This window comes from Streptomyces smyrnaeus (genome assembly GCF_017676345.1).
In the GTDB taxonomy this organism is placed as follows: domain Bacteria; phylum Actinomycetota; class Actinomycetes; order Streptomycetales; family Streptomycetaceae; genus Streptomyces; species Streptomyces smyrnaeus.
The window spans coordinates 268737-287498 of the sequence record NZ_JAFFZM010000005.1 but is presented as its reverse complement, the minus strand read 5'-3'; the positions used below and the strand labels follow the sequence as shown (position 1 = coordinate 287498).

Annotated in this window: 18 protein-coding genes; 11 read left to right on the top strand and 7 right to left on the bottom strand. The window is 73.4% G+C overall.

The features are described 5' to 3' along the window. Nucleotides 1–12: 12 nt before the first annotated feature. From JW613_RS10995 to JW613_RS10980, 4 genes are read right to left on the bottom strand one after another with little or no spacing between them, the layout of a single operon-like run. Entirely contained in the window at nucleotides 13–594 is a 582-nt protein-coding gene (locus JW613_RS10995; protein WP_209210585.1) for a suppressor of fused domain protein, read from the bottom strand. 49 nt (nucleotides 595–643) lie between these two features. Then, nucleotides 644–1519 (bottom strand): 5-oxoprolinase subunit C family protein, encoded by an 876-nt coding sequence (locus JW613_RS10990; protein ID WP_209210583.1) that lies wholly within the window; start codon nucleotides 1517–1519, stop codon nucleotides 644–646. Beyond that, nucleotides 1516–2307, bottom strand: a complete 792-nt coding sequence (locus tag JW613_RS10985; protein ID WP_209210581.1) for a 5-oxoprolinase subunit B family protein — start codon at nucleotides 2305–2307, stop codon at nucleotides 1516–1518. Before JW613_RS10985 ends, JW613_RS10990 begins: the two co-directional genes overlap by 4 nt. After that, nucleotides 2304–3083 carry a LamB/YcsF family protein gene (locus tag JW613_RS10980; protein ID WP_209210580.1) on the bottom strand — a complete coding sequence of 260 codons (780 nt, stop codon included), beginning with the start codon at nucleotides 3081–3083 and terminating at the stop codon, nucleotides 2304–2306. Before JW613_RS10980 ends, JW613_RS10985 begins: the two co-directional genes overlap by 4 nt. A 124-nt stretch (nucleotides 3084–3207) precedes the next feature. Between JW613_RS10980 and JW613_RS10975 the strand changes: the two genes are divergently transcribed. From JW613_RS10975 to JW613_RS10955, 5 genes are all read left to right on the top strand, one after another. Then, nucleotides 3208–3912, top strand: coding sequence for a GntR family transcriptional regulator (locus tag JW613_RS10975; RefSeq protein ID WP_099880414.1), 705 nt, complete (start codon nucleotides 3208–3210; stop codon nucleotides 3910–3912). Between the two features lie 99 nt (nucleotides 3913–4011). Continuing rightward, on the top strand, nucleotides 4012–4788 hold the full coding sequence (locus JW613_RS10970) for a DUF969 domain-containing protein (protein WP_099880416.1): 777 nt from the start codon (nucleotides 4012–4014) through the stop codon (nucleotides 4786–4788). Next, complete coding sequence (locus tag JW613_RS10965; RefSeq protein WP_209210579.1) at nucleotides 4785–5753, top strand: DUF979 domain-containing protein; 969 nt, start codon at nucleotides 4785–4787, stop codon at nucleotides 5751–5753. Before JW613_RS10970 ends, JW613_RS10965 begins: the two co-directional genes overlap by 4 nt. Nucleotides 5754–5777: 24 nt before the next feature. Then, a complete protein-coding gene (gene pcp / locus JW613_RS10960) occupies nucleotides 5778–6458 on the top strand; it encodes a pyroglutamyl-peptidase I (protein ID WP_209210578.1) in 681 nt (226 codons plus the stop codon). A gap of 62 nt (nucleotides 6459–6520) precedes the next feature. Next, nucleotides 6521–7681, top strand: coding sequence for a DUF2891 domain-containing protein (locus tag JW613_RS10955; RefSeq protein ID WP_307865861.1), 1161 nt, complete (start codon nucleotides 6521–6523; stop codon nucleotides 7679–7681). A 26-nt stretch (nucleotides 7682–7707) separates the two neighbouring features. Here the strand turns inward: JW613_RS10955 and JW613_RS10950 are convergent, their stop codons facing one another. The 3 genes from JW613_RS10950 to JW613_RS10940 form a co-directional block, all read right to left on the bottom strand. Continuing rightward, the gene (locus tag JW613_RS10950) at nucleotides 7708–8709 is read right to left on the bottom strand and encodes an LLM class flavin-dependent oxidoreductase (protein ID WP_209210577.1); all 1002 of its coding nucleotides are present in this window, start codon (nucleotides 8707–8709) and stop codon (nucleotides 7708–7710) included. A 90-nt stretch (nucleotides 8710–8799) separates the two neighbouring features. Continuing rightward, complete coding sequence (locus tag JW613_RS10945) at nucleotides 8800–9033, bottom strand: ferredoxin (RefSeq protein WP_209210576.1); 234 nt, start codon at nucleotides 9031–9033, stop codon at nucleotides 8800–8802. A 96-nt stretch (nucleotides 9034–9129) separates the two neighbouring features. After that, a complete protein-coding gene (locus JW613_RS10940; protein WP_209210575.1) occupies nucleotides 9130–10611 on the bottom strand; it encodes an aldehyde dehydrogenase in 1482 nt (493 codons plus the stop codon). Nucleotides 10612–10769: 158 nt separating this feature from the next. Between JW613_RS10940 and JW613_RS10935 the strand changes: the two genes are divergently transcribed. The 6 genes from JW613_RS10935 (at nucleotide 10770) to JW613_RS10910 (ending at nucleotide 18608) form a co-directional block, all read left to right on the top strand. After that, nucleotides 10770–12005, top strand: a complete 1236-nt coding sequence (locus JW613_RS10935) for a Strvi_7410 family MBL fold metallo-hydrolase (RefSeq protein ID WP_209210574.1) — start codon at nucleotides 10770–10772, stop codon at nucleotides 12003–12005. A 414-nt stretch (nucleotides 12006–12419) separates the two neighbouring features. Beyond that, nucleotides 12420–13763, top strand: a complete 1344-nt coding sequence (locus JW613_RS10930; protein WP_209210573.1) for an SCO2321 family membrane protein — start codon at nucleotides 12420–12422, stop codon at nucleotides 13761–13763. A 137-nt stretch (nucleotides 13764–13900) separates the two neighbouring features. After that, nucleotides 13901–14635, top strand: coding sequence for an SCO2322 family protein (locus JW613_RS10925; RefSeq protein ID WP_209210690.1), 735 nt, complete (start codon nucleotides 13901–13903; stop codon nucleotides 14633–14635). 3 nt (nucleotides 14636–14638) lie between these two features. After that, nucleotides 14639–16057 carry an energy-coupling factor transporter transmembrane component T gene (locus JW613_RS10920; protein WP_245225322.1) on the top strand — a complete coding sequence of 473 codons (1419 nt, stop codon included), beginning with the start codon at nucleotides 14639–14641 and terminating at the stop codon, nucleotides 16055–16057. Then, the gene (locus JW613_RS10915) at nucleotides 16054–17733 is read left to right on the top strand and encodes an ABC transporter ATP-binding protein (protein ID WP_209210571.1); all 1680 of its coding nucleotides are present in this window, start codon (nucleotides 16054–16056) and stop codon (nucleotides 17731–17733) included. Before JW613_RS10920 ends, JW613_RS10915 begins: the two co-directional genes overlap by 4 nt. Continuing rightward, nucleotides 17697–18608, top strand: coding sequence for an ECF transporter S component (locus tag JW613_RS10910; protein WP_359228782.1), 912 nt, complete (start codon nucleotides 17697–17699; stop codon nucleotides 18606–18608). Before JW613_RS10915 ends, JW613_RS10910 begins: the two co-directional genes overlap by 37 nt. The last annotated feature ends 154 nt before the right edge of the window (nucleotides 18609–18762 follow it).

Here is an 18762-nt window from a genome sequence, read left to right as displayed (position 1 = left end):
CCGCCGGGACGGTCAGCCGTGCGGTGGAGGCGCGAAGATGTCCCGGGTGTTGAGCAGGTCGCTGAAGAAGTCCTCCGGACGGCGGGTGAGGGCGTGTTGGCGCTCCAGTTCGCTGACCGGCACGACGTTGAGGATCCGGACCGGCTCGACGCTGGTCTCGACGGTGGACGTCTGGCCGGCCGCCCAGGCACCCGCCAGCAGGACGCTGCTGCAGCCGGGGAACGCGGGGAGTTCGTCGCCGAAGCCGACCAGTTCGCCCCAGCCCAGCGGCCGGTCCTGCGTCCACGGGTAGACGGCCAGGTTGGCGAGCCGGGTGACCAGGCCCTGTTCGTCGCCGCGCTGGAGGATACCGCGCCGGAAGAGGCGGAGTTCGGCGCGGCCACCGGCCCGCCCCTCGCGCGGCGGCATGGGGTGGGCCGACATGCCGACCGTGGCGAAGGCGGTGACCCCGCCCGGGTCGGCCGCACGGAAGAGCATGACGTCGAGGCGTTCGACGGGCGGTGGGCCGTGCTCGAAGGTGACGCCGTCGTGTTCGTCACCCCACTCGTCGCGCAAGGCGTGGAAGACATCGCGGAGGATGGGGGGCGCCGACATGCCCGTGACCCTATCCCGCCCGTGCGCGATCCGCCCGGGCGCACCGGGATCAGGAGCTCGACGGGACGAAGCGGACGGGGGTGCCGGGCGGTGCCTGCGCGGCGGCGTCCAGCGCCTCGGCCGGGACGACACCGATCACGGGGTAGCCGCCGGTCGTGGGGTGGTCGGCGAGGAAGATGACGGGCTGCCCCTCGGGCGGCACCTGGACGGCACCCAGCGGCATGCCCTCGCTCGCCAACTCCCCCTCCCGGGCCCTGGCCAGGGCCGGGCCCTGGGTCCGCAGCCCGATCCGGTTGCTGGCGGCCGAGACCCGGTAGGCCCCGGTGACCAGTGTGCGCAGTCCCTCCGCCGTGAACCAGTCGTCCCGCGGCCCGTGGACGACGGGCAGGACGAGTTCCCGCGGGGGCGCCGCCCAGGGCGCCGCGTCCGTGACGGTGACCGCCGTCGAAGGGGGCGGGGTGCCCACCGGGAGCACCGTCGCGTCGCTCAGCGGAGCGGGACCGAGTCCGGAGAGCAGATCGGTGGCGCGGCTGCCGAGCACCGGCTCGGCGTCCACTCCCCCGGCGAAGCCCATATAGGAGCGCACCCCGTGGGTTGCGGCACCCACATCGAGCACCGCGCCGGGTGGGAGGTGCAGCGGCTGCCCCCAGGGCGCGGGCCGCCCGTCGACCGTCACCGGGCAGGGTGCCCCGGTGACGACGGCGGTGGTGCGCCCCGAAACGCGCACCGCACAGCCGGTGAGAGTGGTCTCCAGCGTCGCGGCGGTCTCCGGATTGCCGAGCAGGTGGTTGGCGAGGCGGTGGGCTGCCAGGTCGAGCGCGCCGGAGCGGGGCACGCCCAGATGCGCGTACCCGGGGCGGCCCAGGTCCTGGACGGTGGTCAGCGCGCCGGCCCGTACGGTCTCCAGCCCGACTTCGGCCGTCACGACCGCTCCTGAGCCGACCGGGACCCGCCCTTGCCGAGGCCGGGGTCGGGGTCGGCGGGGGCGTCGGCAAGGGTGTCCGCGGGAGTGCAGCCAAAGGCGCCGCCGGGGGCGTCGAGCGGGACGAAACGGACGCGGGTTCCGGGTGCCAGCAGCGCCGCGGGGGTGCGGTCGGTGTCCCACAGCACGGTCTCGGGTGCCGTCCCGATCAGCTGCCAGCCGCCGGGGGACGAGCGCGGATAGACGCCGGTGTAGCCGCCGGCGAGCCCGACCGCGCCGGCCGGGACCTTGGTGCGCGGGGTGGCGCGCCGCGGCACGTGGTACCGCTCGGCGAGCCCGGTCAGATAGCCGAATCCGGGCGCGAACCCGCAGAAGGCGACCCGGAACTCGGTGGCCGCGTGTCTGCGGGCCACCTCGTGCGGCGCCACGCCCCACAGCGCGGCGACGTCGGCGAGGTCGGGGCCGTCGTAGCGGACGGGTATCTCCACCGCTTCCGCGCTGTTGCCGGTCAGCGGCGGCACCTGCCAGCCGGGCAGCTGGGCGGCCAGCCGCCGCGCCGCGCCGCTGGTGGCGAACTCGTCGAGCAGGACGGTTCTGGCGCCGGGCACGATCTCGCGTACGGGCGGCAGGGTGCCGTCGGCCCTGCGGCGCAGCAGTTCGGCGTGCAGGGCCTCGGTCTGCTCGGCGGTGGCGAGTTCGACCAGCAGCCCGCGGCTGCCCACGGGCCGCACCACGGGAGGGGCGGGAGTGGGGGCCGGGGCAGCGGCGGCCGGGCCGCTCGGGGTGTTCATGCGAAGGCCCGGACCTGGACGCCGGCCGCGGCCAGTTCCTCGCGGACCCGGCGGGCGAGCCGGGCCGCGGCGGGGGTGTCGCCGTGCACGCACAGCGAGCGGGCGCCGGTGGGCAGGACGGTGCCGTCGGCCGCGACGATCTCGCCGTCCCGGGCCAGCCGTACCGAGCGCTTGACCACCTGTTCCGGGTCGTGGAGCACGGCGTCCGGCTCGGTACGCGGCACCAGGGTGCCGTCCGCCCGGTAGGCGCGGTCGGCGAACGCCTCCTCGACGGTGGGCAGTCCGGCCGAGGCCGCGGCTGCCAGCAGCCGGGAGCCGGGCAGTCCGAGCACCGGCAGCGGTCCTCCTCCGGCGGTCGCGGCCCCGGACATCCGTACGCCCGCCACGACGGCCGCTGCCTGCTCGGCGTCGTGCACGGCGCGGTTGTAGAGGGCTCCGTGCGGTTTGACGTAGGCGACGGTGGAACCGGCGGCGCGGGCGAAGACCTCCAGCGCGCCGATCTGGTACGCCACTTCGGCGGCCAGCTCGGCGGCGGGTACGTCCATCGCCCGGCGGCCGAATCCGGCCAGGTCCCGGTAGGAGACCTGCGCCCCGATGCGGACGCCGCGCTCGGCGGCCAGCTCGCAGACGCGGCGCATGGTGACGGGGTCGCCGGCGTGAAAGCCGCAGGCGACATTGGCGCTGGTGACCGAGGCGAGCAGGGCCTCGTCGTCGGTGAGCTGCCAGCGGCCGAAGCCCTCACCGAGGTCGGCGTTAAGGTCGATCTTCCGGTCCATCAGCAGCAACGTAAGCGATTGTTGAACAATCCGGCAAGGGGGTCCGGCGGCCCGCACTCCGCGGGCGCCGTGCCGCATGCCGCACCGGGCCCGGCCGGCGCCCGCTCACCCAAGGGAGACCACGATGACCGCCGACCCGTCCGCCGCCCTCTCGGAGCTCGCCGCCGACCGCGAGCTGCTCGGGCGCACCAGCACGGCCGAGCGCGTGGCGGCCATCCTGCGCGAGCGGATCGCCCAGGGCTCCTTCCCGCCCGGTATCCGGCTCTCGGAGGAGCGGATCTGCGGCGCCCTGGGAGTATCGCGCAACACACTGCGGGAGGCCTTCCGGCTGCTGACCCACGAGCGGCTGCTCGTCCACCGGCTCAACCGGGGCACCTTCGTCCGCGTGCTCACCGACACCGACATCCGGGACATCTACCGCGTACGGCGACTGGTCGAGTGCGCGGCCGTCCGCGGGCTGGAGGAGCCGCCGTACGACGTGACCGAGGTGCGCGCGGCCGTCTCGGCGGGCGAGAAGGCCGCCGGCGAGGGGCGGTGGCAGGAGTGCTCCACCGCGAACATCCGCTTCCACCAGGCGCTGGCCTCCCTGGCGGGGAGCGCCCGCACCGACGAGATGATGCGCGGCGTGCTGGCCGAGCTGCGGCTGGCCTTCCACATCATGGGCGATCTGCACCGCTTCCACGAGCCCTATGTGACCCGCAACCAGGAGATCGTCGGCGCCCTCGAGGCGGGCGACGCCGCGAGCGCCGAGCGGCTGCTGGACGCATATCTGCAGGACTCGCTGCAGCAACTGCTGGACGCGTATCCGCAGGAGGCCGCCGAGGAGTGAGCCTCCTCGCGATCCCACCGGAGTGACATGCCTCACTCTTGTGGGATCGTTCAACAATCCTCTAGCCTCCCGAGGAATCGCTCACGGAAGGCGGACGACATGATCGTTCTCCTCGGCGTCCTCGTGGTGGTCCTCGGCTTCGCGACGCGCCGCAACCCCCTGCTCGTCGTCGGCGTGGCGGGGATCGTCACCGGGCTGCTGGGCAAGCTCTCCCCCGTCGAGGTCCTCAGGACCTTCGGCGAGAGCTTCGCCTCCAGCCGCTCGGTGACGATCTTCGCCATCACGCTGCCCGTCATCGGCCTGCTGGAGCGCAACGGCCTCCAGCAACAGGCCCGTACGCTCATCGGCAAGCTCGGCACCAAACTCACCACAGGGCGCTTTTTGACCCTGTATCTGCTGCTGCGGCAGGTCACCGCCGCCGTCGGACTGCAGACCATCGGCGGACCCGCGCAGAGCGTCCGGCCGATGATCGCGCCGATGGCGGAGGCCGCCACCGAGCGCCGCTGGGGACACCTTTCAGCAGCAGCCGGGGGAGGCGGGCGGCCGCTGCCGGAGAAGGTCCGCGAAAAGGTCCGCTCGCACTCGGCGGGCACCGACACCGTGGGCCTGTTCTTCGGCGAGGACTGCTTCCTCGCCATCGGCTCCATCCTGCTGATCACCGGCCTGGTCAACAGCACGTATCACACGCATCTGGAACCGCTGCACCTCGCGCTGTGGGCGATACCCAGCGCCGTGTGCGCCTTCTTCATCCACGGCGGCCGGCTGCTGCGGCTGGACCGCACGCTGGAGCGCGAACTGGTCACCGCGAACGCGCAGATGGCCGTCGAGCGGGAAGACGCGCTGGACCGCAGCGAGGAAGGCGGGGCCGCCAAGTGATCAAGTCCGAGTGGTTCTTCTGGCTCGTCGGTGCCGTCTTCCTCGCCATGGCGGCGCAGATGGTCGTCGACCGCACCAACCCCAAACGGCTCGGCACCGCCGCCTTCTGGGGGCTGCTGGGCCTGTGCTTCTTCTACAGCACCGGGGTCAACGACAAGTCCCTGCCCTCCGAACCGCTGGGCGTGGCCGTTCTGGCCCTCATCTGCCTCGGCGGCTTCAACCTCACCGGCAAGGGCAAGCCCGACACCACCAGTGAGAGCGAACGCGCCCGGCTCGCTGCCCGGTTCGGCGGCAAGCTGTTCATCCCGGCGCTGACCATTCCCCTGATCGCCATGGTGTGCGCGGTGGTCGCCGACAAGTGGAAGATCGGCGGCCGGCCGCTGCTGGAGGAGGGCAGCGAGACCATCCTCGGCCTCGGCCTGGGCGCCATCGTGGCACTGGGCGTGGGCATGTGGGTGCTGCGCGAACGCCGCGCGAGCGTGCCGCTGCACGCCGGACGCGGACTGCTGGAGTCCATGGGCTGGGCCCTGCTGCTGCCGCAGCTGCTGGCCGTGCTGGGGGCGATATTCCAGGCCGCGGGCGTCGGCAACCAGGTCCGGAAGATCACCGAGTCGGTGCTGCCCGACGGGCAGAAGCTGACCGCCGTGGCCGTGTACTGCGTGGGCATGGCCGTCTTCACCATGATCATGGGCAACGCCTTCGCGGCCTTCCCCGTCATGACCGCGGCCGTCGGCTGGCCGGTGCTGATCGAGCAGATGAACGGCAACCCGGCCGCCGTGCTCGCCGTCGGCATGCTCGCCGGATTCTGCGGCACGCTGTGCACCCCCATGGCGGCCAACTTCAACCTCGTACCGGCCGCCCTGCTGGAGCTCAAGGACCAGTACGGGCCGATCAAGGCCCAGGCACCGACCGCCGGCGCCATGCTGGCCTGCAACATCCTCATCATCTATCTCTTCGCCTTCTAGCGGGCCGAGCGGAGCCGAACACCCATGTCTTCCGTCTCTTCCACCTCTTCCGGCAAGGTGCTGGTCACCGGGTTCGCACCGTTCGACGGCGCCGAGGTCAACCCGTCCTGGCAGGCCGCCGAACTGCTCGCCGCCGAGCCCCCGGCCGGACTCGACATCAGCGCGGTACAGCTGAGCTGCGTCTTCGGTACGGCACTCGACGAGCTGCGCACCGCCGTGCACGCCGCCGGAGACGACCTGCGGCTGGTGGTCTGCCTGGGGCAGGCGGGCGGGCGCACCGACCTCACCGTCGAGCGCGTCGCCATCAACGTGGACGACGCCCGCATACCCGACAACGCGGGCCGGCAGCCCGTGGACGAACCCGTCGTCCCCGGCGGCCCGGCCGCGTACTTCAGCACGCTGCCCATCAAGGCGTGCGTCGCCGCGGCCCGCGCCGCCGGGGTACCCGCCTCCGTCTCCCAGACGGCCGGCACCTTCGTCTGCAACCACGTCTTCTACGGCCTCGCCCACCTGCTCGCCACCGAACACCCCCGGGTGCGGGGCGGCTTCGTACACGTGCCGTACTCCCCCGAGCAGGTCGCGGCCCGGCACCCGGCGCCGCCCTCGCTGTCCGTACCCGACGCCGTACGCGGGCTGGGCGCCCTCCTGACGGCCGCCGCCCGCACCACCACCGACATCCGCGAACCCGGAGGGGCCACACATTGAGCACGGCACGGGACGCGGAGGCAGGGACCGCGGGGGCGCCGGCGCCCGGAGGGGAGGCGCCGGTGCCCACGCGGAGCCATGGCGAGGCGGTGTTGGCCCGGTGCGCGGAGCGGTTCGCGAAGGTGGCCGTCGCCAACGTCACCCGTGAGTACCCGAACGCTCCCGCGCATCTGCTCGCCGGTCCCCACGAGCTCGTCCCACCCCGGGTGCTCCACCCCGCCTTCTACGGCGCCTACGACTGGCACTCCTCCGTCCATATGCACTGGCTGCTCATGCGGCTGCTGCGAATCCCGTGGCACACGGACAACGGCGCACCGGGCGGGGAGGGGCGCGCGGCAGTGGTGCGGGCGCTGGACGCCCATCTGACCCCGGAGGCCCTCGCGACCGAGGCCACCTATCTCCGCAACCACCCCTCCTTCGAACGCCCCTACGGCTGGGCCTGGCTACTGGCGCTCACAAGCGAGAGCGCTGCTCTGGTTTCGGAGCGGCGGGGCGAGGGAGCGGGGCCGGGGGGCGAGAGCGGTGCTCCGCACTCGGAGCACCGAGCGCGGGGAGCAGCGTTCGCGTACGGGAGCGGTGCTCTCGAAGCGGGACGGCGGTGGCGTGCCGCCCTGTCACCCGCCGCGGAGGCCGTGGCCGAACTGGTGCTGGCCTGGCTGCCGAAGGCGACCTATCCCGTGCGGCACGGTACGCACGCCAACAGCGCCTTCGCGCTCGGACTGCTGCTCGACAGCGCCGAGAGGGCCGGCCAACAGCGGCTGCTGGCACCGCTGGCGGAGAAGATCCGTGAGTGGTACGTCCCCGACCACGGGGCCGCCACCCGCTGGGAGCCCTCCGGGCAGGACTTCCTCTCGCCGCTGCTCTGCGAGGCGGACGCGGTGCGCCGGGTGCTGCCGCAGGGCGAGTTCGCCACCTGGCTGGAGCGCTTCCTGCCCGAGCTGAACCACGTCTCCGGACGGGATTTCCTTCCGCCGCCGCAGGTCTCGGACCCGACCGATCCACAGCTCGGGCACCTGCTCGGCCTGTGTCTCAGCCGGGCCGCCGCCCTGCGCGGCATCGCCGCCGCGCTCCCGTCCGGCGACCCGCGCGCCACCACCCTGGCCGGGGCGGCCGAGGCCAACCTGGCGGCGGGGCTGCCGTCGGCCACCTCGGGCGACTTCACCACGGACCACTGGCTCGCGACGTTCGCCACGCTCGCCCTGGGCGGCGGAACCACCGGCTGACGCCGGGCGGCGGGGCGGGCGCGGGGTCACCGCAGCAGGGGGCGGACCTCCAGGGCGGCGAAGCGGACGAACGACTCCGGGTCGGGTTCGTCCGCCGTGGGCTGGAGGACGACCGTGTCGGCGCCCGCGTCGAGGGCCTGCCCGACCGCTTCGGCCACGGCCGCCGCGTCTCCGGCGACGCCCGGCCCGGTGGCGGGGTCGTGCCCCTCGCGGAGCAGTTCGGCGCGCAACCGGGCTGCGGCGTCGGGCCCCGTTGCGGTGCTGAGGTAGTGGACGACCTCGTGGCGGTCGGTGCGTCCGGCCGCCGCCCGTCCCTCGTCGATGAGCTGCCGCGCGCGGCGGATACCGGCGAGGGTGGTGTTGCTGTCCAGCACGGTGCCGTCGGCCGCCTCGCCGCTGAGCCGCAGCGAACGCGGTCCGCGCGCACCCGCGAACACCGCCGTGTCCGAGGCGGCGGCCGACACGGGGTCCGTCGCGGGCGCCGAGGCGGGGTCCGTCGCCGGGTCCGTCGCCGGTACTGTTGCCGAGGCCTTCGCCGGGGCCGCTTCGGACGTCCGGGCGAGCGGCGGCCAGTCGAGGGCGACCCCGTCCAGCTTGACGTAGCGCCCCTCGACCGTGACCCGCTCGCCGCGCAGCAACGCCCGCATGGTGTCGAGGTGTTCGCGCAGCAGGGTGACGGGCGAGTCGACGCGTGCGCCGACCTGACCCATCCAGTCCTGTATGCCGTGGCCGAGGCCCACCGCGAACCGGCCGGGGAACAGACGGCGCAGTGTCGCGGTCTCCATCGTGGTCAGCGCGACGTTCCGCAGCGGGACGGGGAGCAGGCCCACGCCCACCCGGAGCCGTTCGGACCAGGCGAGGGCGGCGGCGGCCGTGGCGATGCCGCTCTCCAAGAAGCAGTCCTCCCACAGCCACAGCTGCTCCAGCCCCGCCTCGTCGGCGGCGCGGACCACGCCCCGCAGCCGTTCGGGAGGCAACTGAGGCCGGAAGACCGCACCGAGAGCGTTGTCGGCACCGAAAGATGTCATGCGGCTGTTCCTACCCCGGCGTTCCGGCTCCGGGCAACGGAATACCGGCTCCGGTCCGCCCTCGGCCCGCTTCCCGCCCTGCCCGTCCGGTCAGTCCTCCGGTGGGAAGACCGGCTCCCCCGTCTCGGCCAGAGTGATGGTGATGGCCTCGACGGGGCAGCTCTCGGCGGCGTCCAGCACCTCCTCGGAAGGTTCGCGGTCGGGGGTCACGGGGTGGGACCGGCGGGCGGCATCCAGCCGGAACTCCTCGGGCGCCCCGCCCACGCACATCCCCGACCCGATGCACAGGTCCCGGTCCACCTCGACGTGCCAGCGGTCAGCCATCGGCTCTCCTCATCCCGGGCCGGTGCCCCAGCCGTCTGTCGGCCCGTTGCGTATCGCCTGCGGTCTGGTGACTCCTGCCCCTCGCTTCCCGGGAACTCACGCTTCCGCGGGCAGGTGGATCATCTTGTGCTCCAGATACTCGGCGTATCCCTCGGGCCCGAACTCCCGGCCGATACCGGAGTTCTTGTAGCCGCCGAACGGACCGAGCATGTCGAGGCTGAAGGTGTTGACGGAGTAGGTGCCGGTGCGTACACGGCGGGCGATGTCGATGCCGTGTTCGGTGTCGGCGGTCCATACGCTGCCGGAGAGCCCGTAGTCGGAGTCGTTGGCGATACGGACCGCCTCCTCCTCGTCCTCGTACGGCAGCAGGCAGATGACAGGGCCGAAGATCTCCTCACGGGCGATCCGCATGGCGTTGTCGACGTCCCCGAAAAGGGTGGGTTCGACATACCAGCCGGTGGGCATGGACTCCGGCCTGCCACCGCCCGCGAGGACCTTGGCGCCCTCCTCCTGGCCGAGGGCGATGTAGTCGAGGCAGCGTTGGCGCTGACGTTCGGCGACCAGCGGGCCGACCTCGGTGGCGGGATCCAGCGGATCGCCGACCCGCAGTCCGTCGGCGGCGGCCTTGAAGCGCTCGGCGATCTCGTCGTAGCGGCTGCGCGGTGCGAGGATCCGGGTCTGAGCCACACACGCCTGGCCGTTGATCATCCAGGCGAACGGGGTGATACCCGCGACCGCCGCTTCCAGATCGGCGTCGGGCAGGATGACGGCGGCCGACTTGCCGCCCAACTCCAGGGTGACGCGGGTCAGATTGCGGGAGGCCACCTCCATGACCCGCTTGCCCGCGGCCACGGAACCGGTGAAGGACACCTTGTCGACGCCGGGGTGCCCCACGAGGTACTCGCTCACCTCGCGATCGGCGGGCAGGATCGACAGCACACCCGGGGGCAGCCCGGCCTCATCGGCGATCTCGGCCAGCAGATAGGCGTCCAGCGGGGTCTCCGGCGAGACCTTCAAAATCGCCGAGCAGCCGGCCAGCAGCGCGGGAGCCAGCTTGGCGGCGGCGGTGAACTGGGGCACGTTCCACGGCACCACGGCCGCCACCACCCCCACCGGCTCCCGGCGTACCAGCAGCGGACCGAGCACCCCGGCCCGGCGCTCCTCGTGGCGGAAGTCGGCGGCGATCTTGACCGCGGTGTCCCAGACCATCATCGCGGCGAGGGACTGGACCATGACGGCCGAGGTGTACGGGGTGCCGTTCTGGGCGCTGATGACCTTGGCGATCTCCTCGCTGCGCACGGCGAAGGCGTCCTTGATGCGGGTGACCGTCTCGATCCGTTCGGCCAGCGGGCGCTGCGCCCACACCCCGGAGTCGAAGGACTCGCGTGCCGCGTGTACGGCGCGGTCGACGTCCTCGCGCGAGGCGTGCGGGACACGCCCGATGGGCTGCTCGGTGTGCGGCGAGACCACCTCGATGGCCTCGTCGCCGGCCGGGTCGGTGAAGGTCCCGCCGATGTAGAGCTGCCGGTGGTCGGCGTACGCGATTCCGCCGCCGGTTCCGCTGGGGTTGTCCGTCATGCCCGTGCCCTCCCTCTCGCGCCCCACCCGTCGGTGTGACCCCTGACACTCTCCTGACAGCGCATCAGAACTAGTACCAGTTCTAGTTCTAGGGAACAATGCCTCTGCCGGCCCGCAGGCCGCCACGCCCGCGCACCGAACCGGGGGGAGCCGTCGCCATGAGGAACGGACCGCAGGCCGACGACGAGGGGCCGGAGGTGGACGCCGAGGAACCGCGGGTGGACGCCGAGGGACCGCGGATCGACGACGGGGGACCGCGGGTCGACGACGGATCGCGGGCGGCCCCGCGCGGGCCCCGGGTCACCGACCACGGGGGCGGAATCTGGAGCATCCCCGTACCCATCCCGGACAATCCCCTCGGCCACACCCTCGTCCATGTGATCGAGACGGACGCGGGGCCCGTGCTGATCGACACCGGCTGGGACGACCCCACCTCCTGGCAGACCCTCGCCGACGGGCTCACCGCCTGCGGCACCTCCGTCCGAGCGCTGCACGGCGTACTGGTCACCCACCACCATCCGGACCACCACGGGCTCTCGGCGCGGGTGCGGGAGGAGTCCGGCGCCTGGATCGCCATGCACGCGGCGGACACCGCCGTCGTGCGCCGTACCCGCCGTTCGGACCGCGGCCAGTGGCTCGGCTACCTCGTCGAGAAGCTCGCGGCGGCCGGCGCCCCCGAGACCCATACGGCGCCGCTGCGCACGGCCCTCGCGGAGGGCAGGGGCGGGGCACTGCCCGGGGCGCGGGCCGCACTTCCCGACCGCGAGATCGAGCCGAACGAGCTGCTGGCCCTGCCGGGACGGCGGCTGCGCGCCGTCTGGACCCCGGGGCACACCCCGGGGCACGTGTGCCTGCACCTGGAGGAGCAGCACCCGGGCAACCCGGCCGGCTCCGGCTCCGGCTCCGGCTCCGGCTCCGGCGACCCTGGCAACCCGGGTGGTCGGGGCCGGGGAGGGCGGCTGTTCTCCGGCGACCATCTGCTGCCCACGATCAGCCCGCACATCGGGCTGTACGAGGACCCGGACAGCGACGAGAGCACCGATCCACTCGGCGACTATCTCGACTCCCTCGAACGGATAGCCAGGTTGCGGCCCGCCGAGGTGCTGCCCGCACACCAGTACGCCTTCACGGACGCGCAGGCCCGGGTCGACGAGCTCACCGCTCACCATGCGGAGCGCCTCTCCGATCTGAGAGCACTGCTCTCGGAGCGGGACCTCACCCCCTGGCAGCTCGCCGAGACCATGCGCTGGAACCGCCCCTGGGAGGAGATCCCGTTCGGCTCCCGCAACATCGCCGTGGCCGAGGCCGAGGCCCATCTGCGCCATCTGGTCAAGCTCGGCCGGGCCGAGGCCGTCCCCGGCAGCACACCGGTCACCTACCGCGCCACCGGCTGAGGACCCCGGCCGCGCGGCTACCGCGACCTGGAGTCGGACGAAGCGGACCGGCCCGACGGAACGCCCCGGCGGGCGGTCCGGCTACAGTGGCCGACAGCCAGACAACGCCTCCGACCGGGGGAAGCCGGTGCGAATCCGGCGCTGACCCGCAACCGTGAGCGGTCCGTCACCCCGTCGCCGTACGCCGGCCGCGGGTCGTCCTCCACGACCCGGCGTATGCGCGCAGGTGGCCGGCCGCGAGCCGGAGCACCCGGGTGGAGGTGGGCTCCTGTGGCCGAACGAGGCCACCGGCCCGTCGAGGTATACGGAGCCGAGCCCGGTGCGCCGCAGTGCGGGGCCGCGAAGTCGCGAGCCCCCTCGGCGGGGCGGCCGTGCCCGGCTGCGGTCCGCTCCCGTCACCGAAAGGCACTCGCAATGTCACCGCGCCGCCGCCGCGCCACGGTCCTCGCCGCCGCCACCGTGCTGTGCGCGACAGCCGCACCCGTGGCATCCGCCGCCGCAACCGCGCCCCATGCCGCCGCGAAGCCGTCAAAGCTGCCGGACGGGCTCTACGGAACGGCCGACCCGAAGTACGACGGGGTGTGGCGGCAGTCGATGGCGCTGCTGGCGCTGGACGGCGCCGGTGCCGTCCCCGCGAAGAAGGCCGTCGACTGGCTGGCCGGCCAGCAGTGCGCCGACGGCTCGTTCACCGCCTACCGCGCCGACACCGGCAAGAAGTGCGACCCGGACGCCACTCCCTCGGACACCAACGCGACCGCCCTCGCCGTGCAGGCCCTCGCCGCGGTCGGCGGCCGGAGCGACGCGGTGCGGGAGGCCCTGGAGTGGCTGACCTCGGTCCAGAACAAGGACGGCGGCTGGGGCAGCGCCCCGCGCGCCGCCTCGGACGCCAATTCGACCTCGCTGGCCATCGGCGCCCTGCACGCGGCGGGCCGAAACCCGGAGAAGGCCACCGCCCAGGGCGGCAGGTCTCCCTACGACGCGCTGCTGTCCTTCCAGCTCACCTGCGGCGCGAAGGGCCTTGAGAACGCCCCCGGCCAACAGGGCGCCTTCGCCTACCAACCGGACAAGAAGGGCGAGCTCGCCCCGAACGACGACGCCACCGCCGCCGCCTCCCTCGCCGCGCTGGGCGAAGGCGCGCTGCCCGAACCGCTGTCCAAGGACGCCAAGGACAAGCCGGTCACACCGCTGAAGTGCGCCTCGGACGCGGGCACCGACGCCGACGCGGGCACCGACGAGGGGGACAAGAAGGGCGTTCCGGGCGGCCGCAAGCAGGCGGCGGGTGCGGGCGCGGCCTATCTGGCCGCGACGCTGAAGAAGAACGGCGGCCACTTCAGCTCCGTGACCCCGGGCGACACGAAGAAGCAGCCCGACTACGCGAACACCGCGGACGCCGTCGTCGCGCTGGCGGCCGGCGGCCACCGGAAGCCGGCCAGGTCCTCCCTGGCGTGGCTCGCGGACAATGTGAACAAGTGGGACAAGGCCAAGAACGACCCGGCCGCCATCAGCTCCCTCATGCTCGCCTCCCGCGCCGCCGGCGGCGACCCCACGAAGCTCGGCGGCACCGACCTCCTCTCCCGCCTCGGCAACACCGGCCCGAAGCCCGCCAAGATGCCGTCGGACGACGCCGACTCCTCGTCCTCCGACAAGAAGGACGACGGCGCCACCATCCCCGTCTGGGCCTTCATCCTGGTCGGTCTCGCCATCGGCGCCGGTTTCGGCATCCTGCTCAGCGGTCGCCGCAAGAGGCAGCAGCTGTGACGGCCCGGACGGCGCACGGCGCCACCGCGCCGGAACCGCCCCTGCCCAGGCTCAGGTCCAGGCCCCGGGCGGGGGCTGGCGCAGGGGCAGGGGCGGTCGCGGGGTGGCGGGGCGTGCGCCTGCCGGCCGTCGCCCTGATGGCGGTCACGGCGCTCGCCTCGCCGGCCGCGCTTCCGGTCGCCACGGCGAGCGCGGCTGCTCCCCAGCACCCCGCCGCCGGCACGGGCGCGGGTGCCGGTGCCGAGGTCCGTGTCGTGGCCGAGGCGGACGGCTACCGCTACTGGTCGTTCTGGCAGCAGAAGGAGGGCGGTTCCTGGTCGTACGCCACCCAGGGGCCGGCCACCCACCGGCCCGAGGACGGCGACACCCTCGGCTTCCGCTTCGCGTTGAGCGAGAACTCGCAACAGGCCGACAAGCCGCGCGGCGCCGTCGCGTTCGCCGACGCCTGCGCGAAGACGGCGGCCGAGGCAGGCAGCAAACGGGTCGCCGTGCGCATCGACTTCGGCACCCGCGCCGACGCCGCCGAAGGTGAGCCCAAGGCCCCACCGGCCCCCCGCACCGGCTGCGCGCGCATACCGGAGAAGGGCACAGCTGCTGAAGCCCTCGCCGAAGTCGCTTCCCCGCTGCGCTACAGCTCCGAGGGGCTGTTGTGCGCCATCGACCACTATCCCGCCAAGGGATGCGGCGAGCAGGCGAAGGGCAGCGGCGACAGCGGGAAGGGGAGCAGCGACAGCCGGAAGGACAGCGACGGCGGGAAGAGCAGCGGAAGCGACGACGGCCTGTCGACAGGGTTGGGGGTCGGTGCCGGTGTCGCGGCCGTGGCGATCCTCGGAGTCGCGGCACTGTGGCAGGCACGCCGCCGAAGGCGATAGCCGATGCACCGCTCCACTCCGAGAGCACTGCTCACCAAGAGCACGGGAGCGGGAGCGGGGGCCCGGACGGCACCCCGCTCTCTGCCGAGAGCACCGCTCTCGACCCGCAGCACCGCTCTGCACCCGGGCGCATGGTGGCTCTGGGCCCTGGGTCTGGCCACCGCAGCCTCCCGCACCACCAACCCCCTGCTGCTCGCCCTGGTGATCGCGGTGGCGGGCTACGTCGTCGCCGCCCGCCGCACCGACGCCCCCTGGGCCCGCTCCTACACCGCGTTCCTCAAACTGGGTCTGCTCGTACTCACCATCCGCCTCGTCTTCGCGTTCTTCCTCGGCTCCCCCATCCCCGGCAGCCATGTGCTCGCCGAACTGCCCGAGGTGCCGCTGCCCGAGTGGGCACGCGGGGTGCGGATCGGCGGGCGGGTCACGGCGGAGGGCATGCTCTTCGCCCTGTACGACGGGCTCAAACTGGCGACCCTGCTCATCTGCGTCGGCGCCGCCAACGCGCTCGCCAACCCCGCGCGACTGCTCAAGTCCCTGCCGGGCGCGCTCTACGAGGCGGGAGTCGCGGTGGTGGTGGCGATGACGTTCGCCCCCAACCTCGTCGCCGACGTACGGCGGCTGCGGGCGGCACGCAGACTGCGCGGGCGGGACGACCGGGGGCTGCGCGGCGTGCTCCAGGTCGGTCTGCCGGTACTGGAAGGCGCGTTGGAGCGCTCGGTGGCGCTCGCGGCGGCGATGGACGCGCGCGGCTACGGCCGCACGGCACAGGTACCGGCCGCCGTACGCCACACCACCACCGCTTTGACCCTCGGCGGGCTGCTCGGCGTCTGCGCGGGTACCTACGGTCTGCTGGCGGCCAAGGGCGCGGGCTTCGGCCTTCCCGTCCTACTGGTTGGGCTGGCCCTCGCCCTGGCCGGACTGTGGCTGGGCGGCAGACGGGCGGCCCGTACCCGTTATCGCCCCGACCGCTGGGGAGCCCGCGCCTGGCTGGTGTCGGCGTCCGGCGCCGCCGTCGGCGCCCTCATGATCACGGCAGCCGATGTCCTTCCCGGACCACTGAACCCTCCGGCCGTACCGCTCACCGCACCCCACCTGCCCCTGTGGCCGGCCGCCGCCGTCCTCCTCGGCCTTCTCCCCGCCGTCCTCGCCCCGGCCCCGCACACCGTTCAAGCCGTTCCGGGGACCGCCCCGAGCACTGCCCGTGCCCCCTCCCCCGACCCCGCACACGGGCGGACCGCACGGAGGGACGCGGCACGGAGGAACGCGGCGCAGGGGAAGGCCGCACCAGGGGAGGCCGCCGCCAGGGAGAGCGCACCTGGGGAGAGCGCACAGGTGAAGGGCGCGCCGGTGAAGGGCGCGCCGGAGCGCCGTACCGCGCGGGCGCTGCGGGGCCGACAGCACGACGAGGAGAGCGCACCGTGATCACCTTCGACCAGGTCACCGTCGTCCACGACGGCGCGACCGCCCCCGCCCTCCCGCTGGTGGACGCCCAGATACCGGAGGGCGAACTGTGCCTGCTCATCGGTCCGAGCGGAGCGGGCAAGTCGACCCTGCTGGGCACCGTCTCCGGCCTGGTTCCGCACTTCACCGGGGGCACCCTGCACGGCCGGGTGACCGTGGCGGGCCGCGACACCCGCACCCACAAGCCCCGCGAACTCGCCGACATCGTCGGCACGGTGGGACAGGACCCGCTCGCCCACTTCGTCACCGACACGGTCGAGGACGAACTCGCCTACGGCATGGAGTCCCTGGGTCTGCCTCCCGGCACCATGCGTCGCCGTGTGGAGGAGACCCTCGATCTGCTCGGCCTCAACGAGCTGCGTGACCGCCCCATCGCCTCCCTCTCCGGCGGTCAGCAGCAGCGCGTCGCCATCGGCTCCGTCCTCACCCCGCACCCCAAGGTCCTCGTTCTCGACGAGCCCACCTCCGCGCTGGACCCGCCCGCCGCCGAGGAAGTGCTGGCCGTCCTGCAGCGGCTCGTCCACGACCTGGGCACCACCGTTCTGATGGCCGAACACCGACTGGAGCGCGTGGTGCAGTACGCGGACCAGGTGCTGCTGCTGGCACCGGAGGACGAGGGGAGCGGTAGCGCGGCTCCGGGGGGCTTCCCCTCCCCTCCCCCACCCACCCCTGCCCTCTCCCTGCGGGGTACGGCGCGGCTCGGGGAGCCGGCCGCGCTGCTGGCGGTCTCGCCCGTGCGGCCGCCCGTGGTCGAGTTGGGCGAACTGGCCGGATGGGACCCCCTCCCGCTGTCGGTCCGGGACGCCCGCCGCAGCTCCGGTCCGCTCCGCGAACGACTGGCTCCCCGTCTCGCTGCTGCCACCACCGCCGCCCCTCCGCACGGCGCCGAGCCACTGGCGGAGGTCTCACGGCTCACTCTGATCCGCGACCGTGTCCCCGCCCTGCACGAGGTGTCCCTCTCCTTGCACGCCGGGGAGACCGTGGCACTCATGGGGCGCAACGGGGCGGGCAAGTCCACCCTGTTGAACACGCTCGTCGGGATGCACAAGCCCACGTCGGGCCGAGTCACCGTCGGTGGCAGGACCCCGCACCGCACCCGTCCGGCCGAACTCCTCCGGCACGCCGGTCTGGTGCCGCAGGAGCCGCGCGATCTGCTCTACGCGGACACCGTCGCCCATGAGTGCCGGACGGCCGACGCCGACGCCGGTGCCGAGCCCGGCACCTGTCGCGCGCTGGTCTCCCGACTGCTTCCTGATATCGCCGACACCACTCACCCCCGCGATCTGTCGGAGGGCCAACGGCTGGCCCTCGCCCTGTCGATCATCCTCACGGCCCGGCCGCCGCTGTTGCTGCTGGACGAGCCCACCCGGGGACTGGACTACGCGGCCAAGTCCCGGCTGGTGACACTGCTGCGCCAACTGGCGGCCGAGGGCCACGCCATCGTGCTGGCCACCCACGATGTCGAGCTCGTCGCGGAGCTGGCGCACCGCGTCGTCGTCCTCGCCCAGGGGGAGCCCGTGGCCGACGGACCCACCGACGAGGTCGTCACCTCCTCACCCGCTTACGCTCCACAGGTCTCCAAGATCCTTGCTCCGCAGCCGTGGCTGACCGTCAGCCAGGTTCGGGAGGCGCTGTGACCGGCCGGGCCGTTCGCGCCGTACGGCTGGGGCCGAAGTCCATTGCCGCGCTGGCGTTGACCAGTGCCACCGGGGTTGCCGCGTTCGCCTGGCCGCTGCTGGCCGATCGGACCTCCGGTCTGGCGCACTCGCAGGACGCTCCCTGGCTGTTCGCCGCACTGCTCCCCCTTCTGCTCGCTGTCGCCGTGGCGACCGTCTCCGAGACCGGGCTGGACGCCAAGGCCGTGGCCATGCTGGGCGTACTGGCCGCGGCCGGAGCCGCGCTGCGGCCGCTGGGCGCCGGCACCGCCGGTCTGGAGCCGATGTTCTTCTTGATGGTGCTCTCCGGCCGGGTGCTGGGGCCGGGTTTCGGATTCGTGCTGGGCGCTGTGTCGATGTTCGCCGGGGCGCTGCTCACCGGTGGGGTGGGCCCCTGGATGCCGTTCCAGATGCTCACCATGGGCTGGGTGTCCATGGGGGCCGGGCTCCTGCCCGGGCCCGGCACATTGCGGGGGCGGCGGGAACTTCTCCTCCTCGCTGTCTACGGGGCGGTCTCCGCGCTGCTCTACGGCCTGGTCATGAATCTGCAGGGCTGGCCGTACATCGCGGGCCTCGGGTCGGGCATCTCCTTCGTACCCGGTGACCCTCTTGGGGAGAATCTGGCCCGCTACGCCGCCTATGTGCTGGCCACTTCACTCGGCTGGGATGTACCGCGAGCGCTGCTCACCGTGGTGCTGACCCTGACGCTGGGTGGCACGGTGCTGCGCGCACTGCGCCGGGCCACCCGTCGCGCCGCCTTCGACGCCTCGCCCGCGTTCAGGACGGCGCCCGGGCAGCAGGAGGACGTCCAGGAGGGGAGCGACAGCGTCCCGGCGCCGCTGCCCGAGTCCCGATGAGCCCCACCGAATACCGGGCAGAGCCGGGGCGGTGAGGTCCCCGTGTTCCTGCCCGACCCCGACGGGCAGGAACACGAGCCCTGCAGCGAGCCCCGCCGGATGAGCGGACTCGCGGCTCCTGTCCCGGGTGGCGCGACCTGGCGCCGACTCCGGG